Annotated in this window: 20 protein-coding genes and 1 pseudogene; 5 read left to right on the top strand and 16 right to left on the bottom strand. The window is 65.6% G+C overall.

The genetic code is table 11. The annotated features are described in order from the left end of the window. From AC1RAA_RS31130 to AC1RAA_RS31090, 9 genes and pseudogenes are all read right to left on the bottom strand, one after another. Positions 1–72 (bottom strand): annotated as a pseudogene (locus AC1RAA_RS31130) (GTP-binding protein); the annotation flags it as partial. Positions 73–213: 141 nt separating this feature from the next. After that, positions 214–2,316: an elongation factor G gene (gene fusA, locus AC1RAA_RS31125; protein ID WP_062478855.1), complete on the bottom strand. Its 2,103-nt coding sequence runs from the start codon at positions 2,314–2,316 to the stop codon at positions 214–216. 97 nt (positions 2,317–2,413) lie between these two features. Then, positions 2,414–2,887, bottom strand: a complete 474-nt coding sequence (rpsG, locus tag AC1RAA_RS31120; RefSeq protein WP_007829591.1) for a 30S ribosomal protein S7 — start codon at positions 2,885–2,887, stop codon at positions 2,414–2,416. Between the two features lie 147 nt (positions 2,888–3,034). Beyond that, complete coding sequence (rpsL, locus tag AC1RAA_RS31115; RefSeq protein WP_013543948.1) at positions 3,035–3,412, bottom strand: 30S ribosomal protein S12; 378 nt, start codon at positions 3,410–3,412, stop codon at positions 3,035–3,037. A gap of 203 nt (positions 3,413–3,615) precedes the next feature. Then, entirely contained in the window at positions 3,616–4,785 is a 1,170-nt protein-coding gene (locus AC1RAA_RS31110) for a D-alanyl-D-alanine carboxypeptidase family protein (RefSeq protein ID WP_062478853.1), read from the bottom strand. Positions 4,786–4,825: 40 nt separating this feature from the next. Beyond that, the gene (locus AC1RAA_RS31105) at positions 4,826–5,458 is read right to left on the bottom strand and encodes an alpha/beta hydrolase (protein ID WP_492732770.1); all 633 of its coding nucleotides are present in this window, start codon (positions 5,456–5,458) and stop codon (positions 4,826–4,828) included. A 70-nt stretch (positions 5,459–5,528) separates the two neighbouring features. Further along, positions 5,529–5,882, bottom strand: coding sequence for a (2Fe-2S) ferredoxin domain-containing protein (locus AC1RAA_RS31100; protein WP_062478851.1), 354 nt, complete (start codon positions 5,880–5,882; stop codon positions 5,529–5,531). Between the two features lie 9 nt (positions 5,883–5,891). Further along, positions 5,892–7,013 (bottom strand): VanZ family protein, encoded by a 1,122-nt coding sequence (locus AC1RAA_RS31095; protein ID WP_492732769.1) that lies wholly within the window; start codon positions 7,011–7,013, stop codon positions 5,892–5,894. Between the two features lie 19 nt (positions 7,014–7,032). Next, positions 7,033–7,461, bottom strand: coding sequence for a CopD family protein (locus tag AC1RAA_RS31090; protein ID WP_062478845.1), 429 nt, complete (start codon positions 7,459–7,461; stop codon positions 7,033–7,035). A 337-nt stretch (positions 7,462–7,798) separates the two neighbouring features. Between AC1RAA_RS31090 and hemB the strand changes: the two genes are divergently transcribed. Next, positions 7,799–8,812 carry a porphobilinogen synthase gene (gene hemB / locus AC1RAA_RS31085; protein WP_492732768.1) on the top strand — a complete coding sequence of 338 codons (1,014 nt, stop codon included), beginning with the start codon at positions 7,799–7,801 and terminating at the stop codon, positions 8,810–8,812. Positions 8,813–8,887: 75 nt separating this feature from the next. After that, the gene (locus AC1RAA_RS31080; protein WP_487847420.1) at positions 8,888–10,033 is read left to right on the top strand and encodes a magnesium transporter CorA family protein; all 1,146 of its coding nucleotides are present in this window, start codon (positions 8,888–8,890) and stop codon (positions 10,031–10,033) included. Between the two features lie 104 nt (positions 10,034–10,137). Here the strand turns inward: AC1RAA_RS31080 and AC1RAA_RS31075 are convergent, their stop codons facing one another. After that, positions 10,138–10,506 (bottom strand): hypothetical protein, encoded by a 369-nt coding sequence (locus AC1RAA_RS31075; RefSeq protein ID WP_062478764.1) that lies wholly within the window; start codon positions 10,504–10,506, stop codon positions 10,138–10,140. 287 nt (positions 10,507–10,793) lie between these two features. On the opposite strand from AC1RAA_RS31075, the gene AC1RAA_RS31070 reads away from it, so the two are divergent. Then, on the top strand, positions 10,794–11,684 hold the full coding sequence (locus AC1RAA_RS31070; protein ID WP_070061881.1) for a LysR family transcriptional regulator: 891 nt from the start codon (positions 10,794–10,796) through the stop codon (positions 11,682–11,684). Between the two features lie 49 nt (positions 11,685–11,733). Here the strand turns inward: AC1RAA_RS31070 and AC1RAA_RS31065 are convergent, their stop codons facing one another. Together AC1RAA_RS31065 and AC1RAA_RS31060 are read right to left on the bottom strand one after the other, a co-directional pair. Continuing rightward, on the bottom strand, positions 11,734–12,417 hold the full coding sequence (locus AC1RAA_RS31065) for a dienelactone hydrolase family protein (RefSeq protein WP_492732766.1): 684 nt from the start codon (positions 12,415–12,417) through the stop codon (positions 11,734–11,736). 57 nt (positions 12,418–12,474) lie between these two features. Further along, entirely contained in the window at positions 12,475–13,074 is a 600-nt protein-coding gene (locus AC1RAA_RS31060; protein ID WP_062478772.1) for a 2-hydroxychromene-2-carboxylate isomerase, read from the bottom strand. 147 nt (positions 13,075–13,221) lie between these two features. Between AC1RAA_RS31060 and AC1RAA_RS31055 the strand changes: the two genes are divergently transcribed. Together AC1RAA_RS31055 and AC1RAA_RS31050 are read left to right on the top strand one after the other, a co-directional pair. Next, positions 13,222–13,968, top strand: coding sequence for an SDR family oxidoreductase (locus AC1RAA_RS31055; protein WP_447747690.1), 747 nt, complete (start codon positions 13,222–13,224; stop codon positions 13,966–13,968). Between the two features lie 2 nt (positions 13,969–13,970). Next, positions 13,971–14,624, top strand: a complete 654-nt coding sequence (locus AC1RAA_RS31050) for a MarC family protein (protein ID WP_099793548.1) — start codon at positions 13,971–13,973, stop codon at positions 14,622–14,624. A gap of 6 nt (positions 14,625–14,630) precedes the next feature. Here the strand turns inward: AC1RAA_RS31050 and AC1RAA_RS31045 are convergent, their stop codons facing one another. The 4 genes from AC1RAA_RS31045 to AC1RAA_RS31030 all read right to left on the bottom strand — a co-directional run bounded on the left by AC1RAA_RS31045 (position 14,631) and on the right by AC1RAA_RS31030 (position 19,003). After that, positions 14,631–15,092 carry an EVE domain-containing protein gene (locus tag AC1RAA_RS31045; RefSeq protein ID WP_095747052.1) on the bottom strand — a complete coding sequence of 154 codons (462 nt, stop codon included), beginning with the start codon at positions 15,090–15,092 and terminating at the stop codon, positions 14,631–14,633. 73 nt (positions 15,093–15,165) lie between these two features. After that, the gene (locus AC1RAA_RS31040; protein WP_062478783.1) at positions 15,166–16,332 is read right to left on the bottom strand and encodes an ABC transporter substrate-binding protein; all 1,167 of its coding nucleotides are present in this window, start codon (positions 16,330–16,332) and stop codon (positions 15,166–15,168) included. Positions 16,333–16,364: 32 nt separating this feature from the next. After that, a complete protein-coding gene (locus AC1RAA_RS31035) occupies positions 16,365–18,221 on the bottom strand; it encodes an AMP-dependent synthetase/ligase (protein WP_095747053.1) in 1,857 nt (618 codons plus the stop codon). Positions 18,222–18,229: 8 nt separating this feature from the next. Further along, entirely contained in the window at positions 18,230–19,003 is a 774-nt protein-coding gene (locus tag AC1RAA_RS31030) for an ABC transporter ATP-binding protein (RefSeq protein WP_056576626.1), read from the bottom strand. Positions 19,004–19,161 lie beyond the last annotated feature (158 nt).

Genomic DNA, 19,161 nt, shown 5'->3' with positions numbered 1-19,161 from the left:
GCCGTGGTCAACGTGACCGATCGTGCCCACGTTCACGTGCGGCTTGGTGCGGGTGAATTTACCTTTTGCCATTTTTCAATCCTTGAAAGAGCATGTCCCGTGTGTTGGTTTTATGTCTGCATCCGATTGCTGGTTCGCCCCGCACGGGAACAGGGCGGCACCGGATCGCAGACAAGAAGGGCCGCGCACTGCGCGGCCCCACATTCTTGAAACTTACTTCGAGCGAGCGGCCACGATGGCTTCAGCGACGTTACGGGGAGCTTCAGCGTAGTGCTTGAACTCCATCGTGTACGTGGCGCGACCTTGCGTGGCCGAGCGCAGCGTCGTCGAGTAGCCGAACATTTCCGACAGCGGGACTTCAGCCTTGATGAGCTTGCCGCCACCGATCATGTCGTCCATGCCCTGCACCATGCCGCGACGGCTGGACAGGTCGCCCATCACGTTGCCGGCGTAGTCTTCAGGCGTTTCGACTTCCACGGCCATCATCGGCTCGAGGATGACCGGGCTGGCCTTGCGAGCGCCTTCCTTGAAGCCGAAGATCGCGGCCATCTTGAACGCCATTTCGTTCGAGTCCACGTCGTGGTACGAACCGAAGTGCAGCGTGACCTTGACGTCGACGACGGGGTAGCCCGCCAGCACGCCTTGCGTCAGTGCTTCCACAACGCCCTTTTCCACGGCGGGGATGTATTCGCGAGGAACCACACCGCCCTTGATGGCGTCGACGAACTCGAAGCCCTTGCCGGCTTCCTGCGGCTCAATCTTCAGGATGACGTGACCGTACTGGCCCTTACCACCCGACTGGCGAACGAACTTGCCTTCGGCTTCTTCGACGGTCTTGCGGATCGTTTCGCGGTAAGCCACTTGCGGCTTGCCCACGTTGGCTTCCACGCCGAATTCGCGCTTCATGCGGTCCACGATGATTTCGAGGTGCAGTTCGCCCATGCCGGAGATGATGGTCTGGCCGGATTCTTCGTCGGTGCGCACGCGGAACGACGGATCTTCCGAAGCCAGGCGCTGCAGGGCGATGCCCATCTTTTCCTGGTCGGCCTTGGTCTTGGGCTCGACGGCCTGCGAGATCACGGGCTCGGGGAATTCCATGCGCTCCAGCGTGATCATGGCGTTCGGGTCGCACAGGGTTTCGCCCGTGGTGACGTCCTTCAGGCCCACGCAAGCGGCGATGTCGCCGGCACGGATTTCTTCGATTTCGAGACGTTCGTTGGCGTGCATCTGCACGATACGGCCGATACGCTCTTTCTTGCCCTTGACCGGGTTGTAGACGGTGTCGCCCTTGCTCAGAACGCCCGAGTACACGCGCACGAAGGTCAGCTGGCCGACGTACGGGTCGGTCATGAGCTTGAATGCCAGCGCCGAGAACTTCTCGCCGTCGTCAGCCTTGCGGGTCACGTCCTGTTCGTCGTCGTCCGTGCCGTGCACCGGAGGAATGTCCAGCGGCGAAGGCATCAGTTCGATCACGGCGTCGAGCATGCGCTGCACGCCCTTGTTCTTGAACGCGCTGCCGCACAGCATCGGCTGGATTTCGCCGGCGATCGTGCGCGTGCGCAGACCGTGGGTGATTTCTTCGAGCGTCAGGTCACCTTCTTCAAGGTACTTGTTCATCAGCTCTTCCGACGCTTCGGCCGCGCTTTCGACCATCTTCTCGCGCCATTCCTTGGCCAACTCGACCAGCTCGGCGGGGATCTCGCGCGTTTCGAACTTCATGCCTTGCGAGGCCTCGTCCCAGAAGATCGCCTTCATCAGACGCAGGTCGACCACGCCCTGGAACTTGTCTTCGGCACCGATCGGGATCACGATCGGCACGGGGTTGGCCTTCAGGCGGTCGACCATCATCTGGCGAACGCGGAAGAAGTTGGCACCGATGCGGTCCATCTTGTTGACGAACGCCAGACGCGGCACCTTGTACTTGTTGGCCTGGCGCCAGACGGTTTCCGATTGGGGCTGCACGCCGCCGACCGAGTCGTACACCATGACGGCACCGTCCAGCACGCGCATCGAGCGCTCGACTTCAATGGTGAAGTCCACGTGGCCGGGGGTGTCGATGATGTTGATGCGGTGCTCGGGCAGCGAGTGGTCCATGCCCTTCCAGAAGCAGGTCACGGCAGCCGAGGTGATCGTGATGCCACGCTCTTGTTCCTGCTCCATCCAGTCGGTCGTTGCCGCGCCATCGTGCACTTCGCCGAGCTTGTGGGTCACGCCCGTGTAGAACAGGATACGTTCGGTGGTGGTGGTCTTGCCGGCGTCGATGTGCGCGGAGATACCGATGTTGCGGTAGCGCTCGATGGGGGTCTTGCGGGACATGATGTACTTTCGGGTTTAAATGCGTTGAGCGCTGGGCGTCGAGCACGGGCGATTTCGCCCGGTACTCAACCCCCAACGCTCAAGAGACGTGTGTTTTTTAGAAGCGGAAGTGGCTGAAGGCGCGGTTGGCTTCTGCCATGCGGTGCACTTCGTCGCGCTTCTTCATGGCACCGCCACGGCCTTCCGTGGCTTCCATCAGTTCGTTGGCCAGACGCAGGGCCATCGACTTCTCACCGCGCTTGCGGGCAGCTTCCTTGATCCAGCGCATCGACAGGGCGAGGCGACGGACAGGGCGGACTTCGACCGGCACCTGGTAGTTCGCACCACCGACGCGGCGCGACTTCACTTCGACCATCGGCTTCACGTTGTTGATGGCAACGGTGAACGCTTCGAGGGGGTCCTTGTCCGGGTTCTTCTTCTCGATGAAGTCGAGGGCACCGTAAATGATGCGCTCGGCAACAGCCTTCTTGCCGCCTTCCATGATCACGTTCATGAATTTGGACAGCTCGACATTGCCGTACTTGGGATCCGGCAGGATTTCACGTTTGGGGACTTCGCGACGACGTGGCATTTTTCTAACCTCTTTGCTTCAGTTGGCATCGTTTCCGATACCGCGAGAGCCAGTCAGGACTCTCACTTACTCGACCCGACATTGGGTCACTTCGTTCGACAAGCCCGCCAAGGCCATCGAACACCGCTTGTTTTCTGACAGGAAGGCTTAAGCCTTCTTGGGACGCTTCGCGCCGTACTTGGAACGCGACTGCTTGCGGTCTTTCACGCCTTGCAGGTCGAGCGAACCGCGCACGATGTGGTAACGCACACCGGGCAAGTCCTTGACACGACCGCCGCGAACCAGCACGACGCTGTGTTCCTGCAGGTTGTGGCCTTCGCCGCCGATGTAGGAGATGACTTCGAAGCCATTGGTCAGACGGACCTTGGCAACTTTACGAAGCGCCGAGTTGGGCTTCTTGGGCGTCGTGGTGTAGACGCGGGTGCAGACACCGCGACGTTGCGGCGAGTTCTGCATGGCAGGGCTCTTCGAATTGATCTTTTCGACCGTTCGACCCTGACGCACCAGTTGATTGATGGTTGGCATGAATGAATTAGTCCCAAAACAACCCGACTTTGGTAGTGAAACCGCCCTTGGTCGTGACTCAAGGAAGCCGGGAATAACGAAAACGTGAAACCCTTCGGAAAATTCCGAAAAGCCCACGAGTATAGCAGGCAGGTCTGAAATGGCAATGTCAGGCGCCTGGAGCGCCCGCCACCACCCATTTCAAGGCCTTTTTTGCCCGCCTCTTACTTGATCCAGAGACGCACAGCGTCCCAGGCGCGGCCGAAGACGCCGGCCTGCTCGACCGGCTCCAGCGCGACCAGCGGCACGTCGGCCAGGGGCTGGTCGTCCAGCGTGACCTTGAGCGAGCCGACGGCCTGGTACTTGGTGAACGGCGCGACCAGCGGGTCGGGGCGCGACACCTGCGTCTTGATCTTGCTGGCGGAACCGGTCGGCACGGCGACCACGATGGCCTCGGGGCGGCCCAGCTTCAGCACGTTGGCCTTGCCCTTCCAGACGGCGGGCGTGGCGGCCGGCTGGCCGGCTTCGAACAGGCGCACGGCGTCGTAGGCCGTGTAACCCCAGTTCAGCAGCTTCTGCGACTCGTTGGCACGCACGGCCTCGCTGCTGGCCCCCAGCACGATCGACAGCAGGCGGCGGCCGCCGGTCAGGTTCGGGAAGTCGCGCTTGGCGGTGGCGATCATGCAGTAGCCGGCGGCGTCGGTGTGGCCGGTCTTCAGGCCGTCGACGGTCGGGTCGCGGAACAGCAGCAGGTTGCGGTTGGTGTCGTTGGTCGATGGGGTGCCCGGGTAGCGGTACTTCTTGATGGCGTAGTACTTGGCTTCCTCGGGGAAGTCGCGCACCAGGCGCGTGGCCAGGATGCTCAGGTCGCGCGCCGTGGTCGTGTGGCCGGGCGCCGTGAGGCCTTCGGGGTTCTTGTAGGTGGTGTTCTTCATGCCCAGCACCTTGGCCTGGGCGTTCATCATCTCGACGAAGTGCTCCACCGTGCCGCCCACGCCTTCGGCCAACGCGACCGTGGCGTCGTTGCCCGACTGCACGATCACGCCCTTGATCAGGTCTTCCACCGGCACCTGCATCTTGGGGTCGATGAACATGCGCGAACCGGGCATCTTCCAGGCGCGCGGGCTCACCGGCAGGGTCTGGGTCAGCGTGATCTTCTTGGCGCGCAGCGCGTCGAACGCGACGTACGCGGTCATCAGCTTGGTGAGCGAGGCCGGTTCGACGGGGCTGTCGATGTCCTTCTGCGCCAGGATCTGGTTCGCGGTCACGTCCAGCAGCAGGTAGCTGCGCGCGGCGATTTCAGGCGGGGCCGGCATCTGGGCGGCGGCGATCACGCCAACCGAGGCAGCAGCGGTCAGCACCAGTGCGCGAAGCGCAGTGAAAAAACGATTCATGGAGAGTGTGGGAAGAGGCGAAAACAAGCCTGAAAGGCTTTCATTCGGTGCCCGCGCGCAGATGGCGGGCGACCAAGCTTTTGAGCAGCGGCAATTGTCCGTGAAAGAAATGGCCGCCCCCGGGAATAACCGTGACAGGGAGTGACTGGGGACGCGCCCAGTCCATCACGGCGGCGAGAGGCACGGTGTCGTCGGCTTCGCCATGGACCACCAGCGCGCGCTCGTGCGCTTCGGCCGGCAGCGTGGCCACCGAGAAACGCGAGGCGGCCGTGCCGACCAGCACCAGCTGCTGCACGTCGCGTGCGGCCCAGAGCTTCTCGGCCGCGCAGCTGGCCACGAAGGCACCGAAGGAAAAGCCGGCAATGGCCAATTGGCCTTCGGGCGCGAGCTGGCCGACGACATGCAGCATGTCCTCGAGCTCGCCGCGCCCTTCATCGTGAGCGCCTTCGCTGGCGCCGACGCCGCGGAAGTTGAAGCGCACGGCCGTCCAGCCGCAGGACACGAAGGCGCGGGCCAGGGTCTGCACGACCTTGTTGTCCATCGTGCCGCCGAACAGCGGGTGCGGATGGGCGATCACCGCGATGCCGCGCGCGTCGCCGGAGGGCAGGTCGCGCTGCACCTCGATCACGCCCGCGGCGCCCTGGAGGCTGATTTTTTCGGTCTGGGAGTTCATGGCGCTGGGGTTGGCTGGGCCGGCGATGCCGGCAACGTGCACGGTACGAGCACGGGGTCCGCAGGAAAGTTCAGCGGCCGACGTCGGGCGGCAGCAGCAGCCGCTCGACGACCTGGCCGTTCTTCAGGTGCGACTCGACGATCTCGTCGATGTCCTCGGCGTCCACGAAGGTGTACCAGACCGCCTCGGGGTAGACCACCGCGACGGGCCCGCCCGCGCAGCGGTCGAGGCAGCCGGCCTTGTTGACGCGCACCTTGCCGGGCCCGGCGAGCCCCTGCTCCTTCACCTTGGCCTTGCAGCGATCGAAGCCTTCCTGCGCGTTGTGCAGGGCGCAGGAGTCTTCGCCATTCTTGCGTTCATTCAGGCAGAAGAAGATGTGGCGGCCGTAGTAGCCGGACGGCGCGGCGGGAGTGGTGCTGGGCATCGACCGATTTTATGAGCGTGCGTGCTCAGGCCGAGGGCGGCGCCGCGACAGCGCAGCCACCACGTACACCAGCACCGCGAAGGGCCAGCCCCAGCCCAGCCACTGGGCCAGGCCGTGGAAGCGGATGAAGCGGCCCTGCTCCCAGGTGGCCAGGGTCTGCGCGAAGTAGGCGCTCTCGGGCGCCTGGTTCAGCAGGCTCAGCTGGAGCACGAGCCCCATGAGCAGCAGCGCCCCGCACAGGCGGCGCGGCGCGAACAGCAGCAGCACGCCCGCGAACACCGCCGCGGCCAGCCCGACCTGCACCGGCAGATCGAGCCAGGCCCACGCATGCTCGGGGCCATAGCTCATGGCCGCCGACAGTGCCGAGGCCGCGACGCCCGCAAGCAGGATGAGCGGCAGCAGCACCGCGCGCTGCACCACGTTGCGTGCCACCAGGTAGCCCAGCAGGCACGGCACCAGCGCCCCGAGCATCACGCACAGCAGCTCCACGGCCGGCACCAGCGGTTCCAGCTCGAACTGGCGCACCGGCAGCCAGTCGATGAAGGGCGTGTCGAGCAGCCACTCGGAAATCGTCGTCTCCAGCCGCTCGAACACCTGGCCGAGGCCGAAGGTGACGGCGGCGGGGAACAGCAGCGCAAAGGGCCAGAGCGCGAGCAGCACAAGCCCACCGCGTGCGTCCTCGACGAACCATTGCGAACGCACGCGGCTCCAGTGCGCGATCGCACCGAGCCGCTCCAGCGCCGCGGCCAGCACCGCGCCGAGCACCGTGCCGGCGGTGTTCAACCCCAGGTCGACGTTGGAAGGAATGCGCGCCGGCAGATAGCTTTGCAGCGTCTCCATGACAAAGGCGATCGCCGCGCCCGCCGCCGTGGCACGCAACAGCGCACGCCACACACTGTGACTGCTGCCCGTGCGCAGCACGCTCAGCGCGCACAGGAAACCGAAGGGCACGTAGCCCGCCACGTTCACCCCGAAATCGAAACCCGTCCAGTACTTGGGCCAGGGCGCCGAGAGGTAGGCCCAGGGCGCGATCCCCTGGTCACGCCAGTCAGCGAAGGGGTACAGGCTGGCATAGACGATCAGCGCCGCATAGGCCAGCGCCAGGGGGAGCGCGGCAGACTTGTGCGGCATGTCCACCGTCGACACGGGCTCAGAAGGGCTTCACCACCACCAGGATCACGATGCCCAGCAGCAGCAGCACGGGCAGCTCGTTGAACCAGCGGTACCAGCGGTCGCTGCGGCGGTTGCCGCCCGCTGCGAAACGGCGCAGCAGCACGCCGCAGCCGTGGTGGTAGCCGATGGCCACCAGCACCAGGGCCAGCTTGGCGTGCATCCAGCCGTTGCCCGGGCCGCGCCCGATGCCGTAGCCCAGCCAGAGCCAGGCGCCGAACACCAGCGCCGGCACGGCCAGGAAGGTGGTGAAGCGCAGCAGCTTGCGCGCCATCAGCAGCAGGCGTTCGCGCTCCGCAACCGACTCGGGCGGCACCATCGCCAGGTTGACGAAGATCCGCGGCAGATAGAACAGCCCGGCAAACCAGCTGGCAATGAAAACAATGTGAAGAGATTTGACCCAGAGCATGGCGGCAGTTTAGTGGTGGCTGCACACTGACCCCTCTTCGGGGCCCTTTGCCAAGGTTTCGGGCAAAAAAAAGCCCGACGTCTTCACGTCGGGCTGGGAAGCCCTTTTGCTGTCACACATCAAGGCACCCGCTCAGGGAGGAAAAGCGGGGAGCGGCAAGCCGCCCGCTTCAGAATTTAACAAAGACGAAACAAGGTTTCAAGCGATTGAGGCAGTTTCTTTGACTTTTACAACAAAAATCTAGAACTTAAGTTCTATTAATTTCCGTAGTTGTCAGACAACTTGCCTCCAGCAGCGCTGGGCTGCGATTTCGCGCTTCAGGCACAATTTTAGATATATGACGTCACCATTTTCCCCGCTCGCGATGTTCCCCGCCGGCCGCCCGCGACGGCTGCGCCGCGATGCCTTCACCCGCAACCTGGTGCGCGAGCATGCGCTGACGACGAGCGACCTGATCTACCCGGTGTTCGTGCAGGAAGGCGAGAAGCGCCGCGACGCCGTGCCCTCGATGCCCGGCGTGGACCGCCTGAGCCTGGACCTGCTGCTGCCCGTGGCCGAGCAGTGCGTGCTGGCCGGCATCCCGGTGATGGCGCTGTTCCCGGTGATCGACGCCAGCCTCAAGACGCCCGCGGGCGACGAGGCCTTCAACCCCGACGGCCTGATTCCCCGCGTGGTGGCCGCGCTCAAGGCGCGCTTCCCCGAACTGGGCGTGATGACCGACGTGGCACTCGACCCCTACACCAGCCACGGCCAGGACGGCCTGCTCGACGACACCGGCTACATCCTCAACGACGCCACCGTTGAAGTTCTGGTGAAGCAGGCACTCACACAATCGCAAGCTGGCGTCGATATTGTGGCCCCGAGCGACATGATGGACGGCCGCATCGGCGCGATCCGCACCGCGCTCGAAGCCCGCGGCGACATCCACACGCGCATCATGGCCTACAGCGCCAAGTACGCCAGCGCCTTCTACGGCCCCTTCCGCGACGCCGTCGGCTCGTCCGCCACGCTCGGCAAGAGCAACAAGAAGGTTTACCAGATGGACCCCGGCAACAGCGATGAAGCCCTGCGCGAGGTCGCCATCGACATCGCCGAAGGCGCCGACATGGTCATGGTGAAGCCCGGCATGCCCTACCTGGACATCGTGCGCCGCGTGAAGGACGAGTTCCGAGTGCCGACCTTCGCCTACCAGGTGAGCGGCGAGTACGCCATGCTGAAGGCCGCTGCCCAGAACGGCTGGCTCGACCACGACGCCGTGGTGCTCGAAAGCCTGCTGGCCTTCAAGCGCGCCGGCGCCGACGGCGTGCTGACCTACTTCGCGCTTGACGCCGCCCGGTTGCTACAAAAATAATAGCTACTGCGGCATGCCTGCCGCACCTCCACGGCACTTCTGGCGTGGAAGAAGAACCACCGGGGGCGAGTGTCCATGCGCATCTTCGAAATCAGCCGCTCGCAGGTCAGCGAGCACGCCTCGCTGGCGCCGCTGGCCGTGCCGGGCGCCTGCGCCGCCGCCAGCTACCTCTGGATTTCGCTGACGCGCGACGAATTCCGCGCGGCCCAGCCCGAGGTGCAGCAGATCCTGCAGACGCTGTGCCAGACCCAGCTGGTCGACCTGCACGTGGCCGACCTGCTCAACGACCAGTTGCCCTCGCACTACGACTACACCTCGCTGTACGACGTGCTGGTGTTCCGCCGCCTGGCCACAGGCAACGGCGCTGAAACCGGCAACAGCGGGGAGCCTTCGCTGCCGCAACGCCCCTCGCGCGGCGGCCCGCCGGTGCTGCGCCGCATCGACACCCGCCCCGTCGGCTTCGCGGTGTTCGACCGCGTGCTGCTCTCGGTGCACCCCGAGGACGGCACGGTGCGCGACGCCTTCGCCGCCCGGCTGCTGGCGGCCGCCTCGTCCGACGACCGCGGCACGCCGGCGCTCGACGTGCGCGCCACCTCGGCCCGCCTGCCGGCCAGCCCCGCCGACCTGATGCTGCGCATCGTCAACCTGATCGTCGACGGCTACCTCGACATGCGGCGCGAGCTCACGAAGCAGCTCGACCACTGGCAGACCGAGCTCATCGACCCGCGCAGCCGCTTCACCAACTGGAGCGCGCTGATGGAGGCGCGCCAGTCGCTGCACCGCCTCGACGAGATCTGCGAAGACCAGCGCGCCGCCATGCAGGACTGGATCGATTCGCTCGAAACCCTGCCCGTGCCGCAGGGCGAGACTGCGCAGCGCGAGCGCGACCTGATCATGGTGCGCAGCCGCGACGTGCTGGAGCACATCCAGCGCGTGGTGCACCACGTGCACCGGCTCGAGCAGAACGCCGAGACCGCCGTGCAGATGCACTTCAGCGTCCAGGGCCACCGGGCCAACGACATCATGCGGGTGCTGACCGTGCTCACCGCCATCTTCCTGCCGCTCAACCTCATCGCCGGCATCTTCGGCATGAACTTCGAGTTCATCCCGCTGGTGCACAAGGCGGACGGCTTCTGGATCGCGATGTCGGCCATGCTGGTCATCGCGGTGCTGCTGGTCCTGATCTTCTGGCGCAAGCGCTACCTGGCCCGCACGCGCTGAGCGCCCTCCCCGCTCCCGCGAGCGCCCATGAAAAAAGCCACGCAGATGCGTGGCTTTTCTAATCAGCTCGGGCCGCCCCGGAAGGCGGCTGGCTTCGCGGCCAATTACTTGGCGACGGCGCCCGAACCTTGCTGGGCTTGAACGCGTGCGTCCATCGGGTTCACCATGGTCGAGATGACCTTGCTGTTGACGCGCGAACCCGAGGTCACGTTCTGGTCGGGAGCGTAGGCGGTGCGGATGGCTTCGGCTTCGACGATCGAACGGTCCTTCGACACGGCCACGGTTTCCGCGCCGCGCGAACCGCGCACGACGTTCTGGTTCGGGGCTGCGGCGGTGCGCTGGGCTTCGGCGTTGACTTCGTCGCGGCTCTTGGACGAGATCACTTGGGTCACGCCTTGGTACGTTTCGGCTTGGGCGCCGGTGGCGGCCAGGAGGGTCAGGGCGGCGGCTGCGAAAATGTGCGAGGTCTTCATGTCTGTTCCTTGTGTTCGGCTAGATGGGATGTCCACCAGGCTTGCACGTTGGCTCGCCTGTGCGGCGAGTGTCAGCCGGAATTCCTTCGGGAAAACACTCGGTTCAGAGACACGGTGTTTCCTGTAGCGAAACAATCAGTCAACAAAGTCGTGCACGCAAAAAAACCGGGCACAAGGCGCCTGACTGCTTCCGGCTTACACCAGAACCCCGCGCCGGTCCTATCCGGCAAAACCCCCGAGAATCGGCACACCGCGCTCCCTCGCGAAAAACAACGGGTTTCACTGACATGGACAGTCTCGATCTGATCAAAACCTTCCGGGAAGTCGCCTCGCACGGCAGCTTCTCCCAGGCCGCCAAGCGGCTCGACATGTCGAAGGCCACGGTCAGCAAGTACGTCGCCGAACTCGAGACCCGCTTCGGCGTGCGCCTGCTCAACCGCTCCACGCGTTCCGTCAGCCTCACCGACGCCGGCCAGCTGCTGCTGGAGCGCAGCACGCCGATGCTCGAGATGGTCGAGCTCACCCAGGCCGAGCTGCAGGAGCGCGCCAGCCAGCCCGGCGGCCGGCTGCGCATCTCGGCGCCGCACGGCATGGGCAACGGCGAGTTTCCCGACCTGCTGGCCGATTTCATGCGCCACTACCCCGACGTGAGCATCAGCCTGCAGCTGACCAACCGCACCGTCGACCTCGCCGAGGAAGGCATCGACGTCGACATCCGCAGCGGCCCGGTGGAAGACGCCAACCTCATCGTGCGCAAGCTGCGACTCATCCACATGGTGGTCTGCGCCTCGCCGGTCTACTGGAAGAAGCACGGCAAGCCCGCGCACCCGCAGGAACTCGCCCACCACGAGGCGCTGACCCATTCGCTGCTGGGCACGCAGCCCGCGTGGCGCTTCGATGACAACGGCCAGCCGCTGGACGTGCAGGTCAAGAGCCGCATGGACTGCACCGAAGGCGCGCCGCTGATCCGCGTCGCGATGCGCGGCTTCGGCGTGATCTACCTGCCCTCGCTGCTGGTGCAGTCGCACATCGACAGCGGCGAGCTGGTGCCGGTGCTCGAAGGCTATGCGCGCAAGGACATGTGGCTGTCGGCCGCCTACCTGCAGCGGCGCCACAACAGCGCGGCGCTGCGCGCGCTGCTCGACTTCCTGCAGACCCGGGTCGGCGCCAAGAAATAGAAATGAAAAAGCCCGGCACTGCCGGGCTTTTTTCTTGGGACGTGCCGGATCAGCCGACGTGCTTGGCAAAGAAGGCCAGCACGCGTTCACGCGCCGGCTTCGCCGCCTCGGCGTTGTACGAGCCGCGCTGGTCGCAGTTGAAGCCGTGGTCGGCTTCGTAGACATGCACTTCCACCTCGGGGTGCGCCTTCTTGAAGGCCTCGATGGTGTCCAGCGGAATCCAGTGGTCGCGGTTGCCGAACTGCGCGAGCACCGGCACCTTCGGCTGGCGTGCGTTTTCTTCCGGCGTCGTCATGCCGCCGCCGTAGTACGGCGCGGCAGCGGCCAGGCCCGGCAGCAGGGCCGCGGCGCGCCAGACCAGCAGGCCGCCCCAGCAGTAGCCGACGATGCCGACCTTGCCCGCCTTCGAGGCGTAGGCGATCGCGGTTTCGAGGTCCTGCAGCACGCCGGGCGCGGGCAGCGCCTCGACCGCGGTCTTGTAGCCGAAGCCGGTCTTCATGTCGTCGTCGCTGTAGCCCAGCTCGACGCCGGGCTTGACGCGGTGGAAGGTCGACGGCGCCACGGCCAGGTAGCCGTCGGCCGCGTAGCCGTCGGCCACCGAGCGGATGTGCGAGTTCACGCCGAAGATTTCCGGCACCACCACCACGGCACCGCGCGGCGTGCCCGCGGGCTCGGCCACGTAGGCGGGAAAAGTGAAGCCGTCCTTGGCGGTGAGGTCGATGAATTGGCCCATGGGGTTCTCCTGAAACGATGGAATGAAAAAAGAAAAAGCGGGTCGGCTTGCGCGCCGTCAAGCGCGCAGCGCCCGCTCGACGAAATCGAGCCGGTCCTGGCCCCAGAAGATCTCGCCGTCGATCACGTAGCTCGGCGCGCCGAACACCTGGATGTCGATCGCTTCCTGCGTGTAAGCCTCGTAACGCTCCTGCACCGCCTGGCTTTGCGATTGCTCGGCGCGCTTGGCCGGCAGGCCGCATTCCGCGACCAGGGCTTCGAGCAGGTTCGGGTCGCCGATGTTCCGCTCCTGAACCCACACGGCCGCGAACACCGCCGCGCTGATGCGCATCGCGGCCTCGGTGCCGTCGTGCATGTCGACCGCGATGATCAGCCGCGCGGCATCGTCGCCGGCCACCGGAAAGAACTTCGGCTTCGGGTTCAGCGGCAGGCCCAGGTGCTTGGAGAAGCGCGCCAGCTCGAGCAGCCGGTAGGCCTGGCGCTGCGGTGCGCGCTTGCCCAGCGGCAGGCCGCCCGACACGGGGAACACGCTGCCCATGTCGATGGGCCGCACGCGCACGGTGGCGCCGGCGGCCGCGGCGATGGCGGCAAAGCGGGTATGCCCCAGATAGGTCCACGGGCTCTGTGGCGCAAAGTAATAGTCGATGGTCTTGTGCATTCAGTAACCTCCGTGCTGCGCACACTGCGGTGCGAGCTGGCTTGGGCCGGCGCGGTGCTCATGCTCGTGCTCATGCGCCAGCCCTCGGTGATGTAATCCAGGCCGTCGGTTTTAACTGACGCACAGTTTCTCTGCAGGAGGTGGGATTTGGACCAGGTGCTCTTGATCACCGGCGGTGGGCGCGGCATTGGTGCCGCCACGGCCTTGCTCGCCGCGAAGCGCGGCTATGCCGTGGCCGTGAACTACGCCAGCAACTCGCTGGCCGCCGACGAGGTGGTGCGCACCATCCGCGCGGGCGGCGGCACCGCCATGGCGGTGCAGGCCGACGTGGGCGACGAAGCCCAGGTGCTCGCGATGTTCGCGAAGGTCGACGCCAAGCTGGGGCGCCTCACCGCGCTCGTGAACAACGCCGGCGTGGTCGACGTGCAGGCGCGCGTCGACGAAATGAGCGTGGCGCGCCTGGAGCGCATGTTCCGCATCAACGTGATCGGCAGCTTCGTCTGCGCCCGCGAAGCCGTGCGCCGCATGAGCACGAAGCACGGCGGCGAAGGCGGCGCCATCGTCAACATCTCCAGCGGCGCCGCGCGCATCGGCTCGCCCGGCCAGTACGTCGACTACGCGGCCAGCAAGGCGGCCATCGACACCTTCACCATCGGCCTGGCCAAGGAAGTGGCCGACGAAGGCATCCGCGTGAACGCGGTGCGCCCCGGCGTGATCGACACCGACATCCACGCCTCCGGCGGCCAGCCTGGCCGCGCCGCCGAGATGGGCCCAGGCGTGCCGATGAAGCGCAGCGGCACCGCCGAAGAAATTGCCGGTGCCGTCCTGTGGCTGCTCTCGCCCGAGGCCAGCTACACCACCATGGCCCTGCTCGACGTGACCGGAGGACGATAACGATGAGCACCTCCATGGACCTCATCAAGCCGCTGGTCACGCTGGTGGCCATCGTCAACCCGCTGGCCATCGTGCCCTTCTTCATTCACTACACGCAGGACTACTCCGACGCCCAGCGCAAGCGCACGGTGCGCATGTCGGCGTTCAGTGCCTTCGTGGTCATTGCCGTGAGCGCGCTCATCGGGCTGCAGCTGCTGTCCTTCTTCGGCATCTCGATCGCGAGCTTCCAGGTCGGCGGCGGCCTGCTGCTGCTCATGAGCTCGATCTCGATGCTCAACGCGCAACCGGCCGAGAGCAAGACCAACGTCGATGAGTTGCGCGCCACCGAAGTGAAGGCGTCGATGGGCGCCTCCATCGCGGTGGTGCCGCTCACGATTCCGCTGCTCACCGGGCCGGCCGCGATCTCCACGGTGGTGATCTACGCCGACAAGACACAGCACCTGTGGGAGCTGGGGCTGCTGGTCGGCTATGGCGTGGTCGTAGCGCTGGCGACCGCACTGGCCTTTTCGCTCGCGCAGCCGATCGCGCGGGTGCTCGGCAAGACCGGCATCAACATCATGACGCGGCTGATGGGCCTGATTCTCGCGGCACTCGCGGTCGAGGTGATGGCCGACGGGCTCGGCAAGCTGTTCCCGATCCTGTCGAAAGTCGCCTGAACAGGTTCAGGCCAGCATCTTCTCGATGACCTTCCAGTGCGCCGGCTCCACCGGCGTGATCGACAGCCGGTTGCCCTTGCGCAGGATGACCAGATCGGCCAGCTCGGGCTTGGCGCGCAGCTCGGGCAACGCCAGCAGCCGCGTCTTGCGCAGCGCCTGCACGTCGACCAGCAGCCAGCGCGGGTCTTCCTTCTTCGCGCCGGCGTCGTAGTACGGCGACTTCGGGTCGAACTGCGTCGGGTCGGGTTGGATGCCCGAGGCCACGCGCGCGATACCGGCGATGCCGGGCTCGGGGCAGCTCGAGTGATAGAACAGCACGCCGTCGCCGACCTTCATGCCGTCGCGCATGAAGTTGCGCGCCTGATAGTTGCGCACGCCGGTCCACGCCACGGTGGCATCGGGCGCGGCGAGGGCATCGTCGATCGAAACCTCGTCGGGCTCGGATTTCATCAACCAGTACTGGGGCATGGCGGCGGTCTCGCGAAGGGGATTTCGCGGAATATAGCCGCTCGCCCCGGCACGGTACCGGGGCGGCGCTGGCTTACGGTGTCACGTAGTCGGACACCACCACCCACTTGCCGTCCTTGATCTGCGACAGCCGCGACTGGTCGTTGCCCAGGCGCTTGGTGGCGGTGTAGGTGCTCTTCGGGCTGCCGAACATGTCGGGCTCGAAGGTGATGCTGTCCATCGCCTTGATGAAGCTGTCGGTCGTCAGGTTCGGGCCGGCCTTGGTGGCGGCCTTGATGAACGAGTCGATGATCACGTAGCCGTACACCGAGAACACGGTCGGGTCTTCGTTGAACTTGGTCTTGTACTTGTTGGCCCAGAAGCGCAGCGGCTGCGACTGCTCGTCGGTGTAGGGGTTCTGCACCGTCATGGTGGCGTACACGCCGTCCATGGCCTTGCCGCCGAGCTTGTGGATCAGGTCGGTGTAGGCCGCGCTCGAGCCCAGGAAGGTCGGGTTGAAGCCGGTCTTGCGCGACTCGCCCACGGTGCCAATGGTCTCGCGGATGATGGTGCCGAGCACCACGAGGTCGCAGTTGGCGGCCTTCATCTTGGCGACCTGCGAGCTGAAGTCGGTGGCGCCGCGCTTGAACGAAGTCTTCTCGGCCAGCTCCATGCCCGCGGCCTTCAGGCCGGCCTCGGCGCCGCGCTGCACTTCCAGGCCGAACTCGTCGTCCTGGTAGATCGTGCAGACCTTCTTGGCGCCCTTGTCCTTGATCATCTTGGGCAGCGCCAGGCGGATCTGGTCGTAGTAGGTGGCCGCGAACGAATACTTCAGCCGGTTCAGCGGCTCGTACATTTCGCGCGCCGCCGTGATGGGCATGTAGTTGACGACGTTCTTGTCGAACTGCACCGGCATCGCCGCCATGTTCTGCGCCGTGCCGATGTGGCCGGCCATGATGAAGATCTTTTCCTGGTTGACCAGCTTCTGCGCCGCCAGCACCGCCTTCTTCGGGTCGTAGCCCGAGTCTTCGACGAAGAGCTTGAGCTTGCGGCCGTTGAGCGTGCCCTGCTCGTTGAGTTCGTCCACGCGCAGCTGCATGCCGTTGCGCGCCTGCTTGCCGAAGCCCGCCAGCGGACCCGACAGGTCCTGGATGGTGCCGATGCGGATCTCGTCCTTGCTCACGCCCTGCTGCTGCGCGGACGCGAGCGTCGCGATCAAGCCCAGCACGGCCAGCGTCGTCAATGTCTTGAGCTTCGTCATAGCGTTGTCTCCTCGGGTTGGCAAAAAAGAGGTCAGCGGTACATGGCGTCGATGCGCTGCGCGTACTTGGTCTGCACCAGCTTGCGCTTGAGCTTCATCGTCGGCGTGAGCTCCTCGTCCTCGGCGCTGAGCTGCGTTTCGAGCAGGAAGAATTTCTTGATCTGCTCGACGCGCGCGAACTTGGCGTTGACGCGATCGATCTCGCCCTGGATCAGGTCCTGCACTTCCTGCGTGCGTGTCAGGCTCTCGTAGTTGCTGAACGGCACGTCGTGGTCCTGCGCGAATTTCTCGACGTTCTCCTGGTCGATCATGACGATCACCGTGAGGTAGGGCCTCTTGTCGCCGATCACCACGGCATCGGTGATGTAGAGGCTGAACTTGAGCTCGTTCTCCAGCTCGCTCGGGGTCACGTTCTTGCCGCCTGCCGTGATGATGATGTCTTTCATCCGGTCGGTGATGCGGAAATACCCGTCCTCGTCCATCACGCCCACGTCCCCCGTGTGCAGCCAGCCGTCGGCGTCGATGGTCTCGGCGGTCTTCTCGGGCAGGTTGAGATAACCCATGAAGACGTTGGGGCCGCGCACCAGGATCTCGCTGGTGGCCGGATCGATGCGCACCTCGTTGTAGCCGGTGGCCGGGCCGATGGAGCCGGGCTTGATGCGCGTGACGGGCACGGCCGTGGAGGCGCCGCACGACTCCGTCATGCCCCACACCTCGAGCATGGGCACGCCCAGCGCGAGGTACCACTTGACCAGCTCGGGTGAAATGGGCGCCGCGCCGGTCACGAGAAAGCGCGCGCGGTGGATGCCGATGAGCTTGCGCGCGTTGTCCAGCGCCAGCAGCCGCGCCAGCCGGAACTTCAGACGCAGCCCCGTGCCGATCTCCTGCCCCGCGAGCACCCTGTTGGCGATGGTCTCGCCCACGCCGATGCTCCAGTGGTAGGCGGCCTGCTGCAGCGGGCTGGCCTCCTTCAGCGCGATCATCACGCCCGAATAGAACTTCTCCCACACGCGCGGCACGCCCGTGAACACCGTGGGCGCGATCTCGCGCACGTTCTCGGGCACCGTCTCGGGGTTCTCGACGAAGTTGAGGATCGAGCCCGTGTACATCGCGAAGTACTCGCCGCCCATGCGCTCGGCGATGTGGCACAGCGGCAGGAAGCACATGCGCTCGTCTTTTTCATCCTGCGCGATGAGCGTGTTGTAGCCGCGCGCGGTGTACACCAGCCCCGCGTGGCTGTGCATGGCGCCCTTGGGCTTTCCGGTGGTGCCCGAGGTGTAGACCAGGATGGCCAGGTCTTCGGGCCGGCACGCGGCCACGCTGCGCTCCACCGCCTGCGGGTCGCCCGCCAGATGCGTGCGGCCGAGGGCGCGCAGCGCGTCCAGGCTCATCACGCCCGGGTCGTCGAGCTCGCGCAGGCCTTCCATGTCGAACACGACCACGCGGCGCAGGCCGGGCAGGCGGGCGCGCACCTCGAGCGCCTTGTCGAGCTGCTCGTCGTCTTCCACGAAGAGCACCGTGGTGCGCGAGTCTTCGCACAGGTACTGCACCTGCGAGGCGGCGTCGGTCGGGTAGATGCCGTTCGACACACCCCCGCAGCTCAGCACCGCCAGGTCGGCCAGCACCCATTCGATGACGGTGTTCGAAAGAATGGACGCGCACTCGCCGCGCGTGAAGCCGATGGCCTGCAGGCCCGCCGCGATCTCGCGCACGGCCTCGGCCGTCTGGCGCCAGCTCCAGCTGCGCCAGATGCCCAGCTCCTTCTGCCGCATCCAGATGTTGTCGCCGCGCTGGCGCACGGCGTTCCAGAACATGGCCGACAGCGTGTCGCCGGGCACGAGGATGTCGTGGCCGGGTTCGATGGTTCGCAGATCCCAGAGTCCTTGCATGGCGACGGCTACCTCCAGGTCTTCTTCTTTTTCCAGCGCCGCTCGCCGCGCACGCCGTCGTCCTTGACACCCAGGTAGAACTCCTTGATGTCGTCCTTCTCGCGCAGGCGTTCGCACGAGTCTTCCATCACGATGCGACCGTTCTCCAGCACGTAGCCGTGGTCGGCGGCGTTGAGCGCCATGTTCGCGTTCTGCTCCACCAGCAGGATGGTGGTGCCGCGCTCGCGGTTGATGCGCACCACGATCTCGAAGATCTCCTTGGTGAGCTTGGGGCTCAGGCCCAGACTGGGTTCGTCCAGAAGAATGAGGTGCGGCGCCGCCATGATGGCGCGCGAGATCGCCAGCATCTGCTGCTGCCCGCCCGAGAGCAGGCCGGCGTCCTGCGTGGCGCGCTCGCGCAGGATCGGGAAGTAGGTGAAGACGGTCTCGATGTCCCGCGCCACGCCGTCGCGGTCCTTGCGCGTGTAGGCGCCCATCAGCAGGTTGTCCTTCACCGACAGCAGCGGAAACACCTCGCGCCCTTCGGGCACGTGGCTCAGCCCCTGCTGCACGATGAAGGCCGGGTCTTTCGCCGTGATGTCCTGCCCCTGGAACTCGATGCTGCCCTTGCGCGGATCGATGATCCCCGAGATGGTCTTGAGGATCGTCGTCTTGCCCGCCCCGTTGGAGCCGAGCACCGTCGCGATCTCGCCCTTGCGCACCTTCAGGCTCACGCCGCGGATGGCCTTGATGGGGCCATAGGCGCTCTCGACGTTGAGCAGTTGAAGCACGACGTCGCTCATGGCACTGCTCCCTGATTCAAGGCGGAACATGCAGAGCCATCACGCCACCACGAAGCCCGGTGTGCGGTGCGGCGTGGGCGCCCCCTCTGTGCCGCCGAGGAGCGCAGCGTTTCGCGGATCAGGGCTCGCAGCTGTTTGAGCGAAGCGAGTTCTGCGAG

The sequence above is a fragment of the Variovorax sp. GW823-FHT04F07 genome (assembly GCF_058795995.1).
This window is presented reverse-complemented; position numbering and strand designations above follow the sequence as displayed.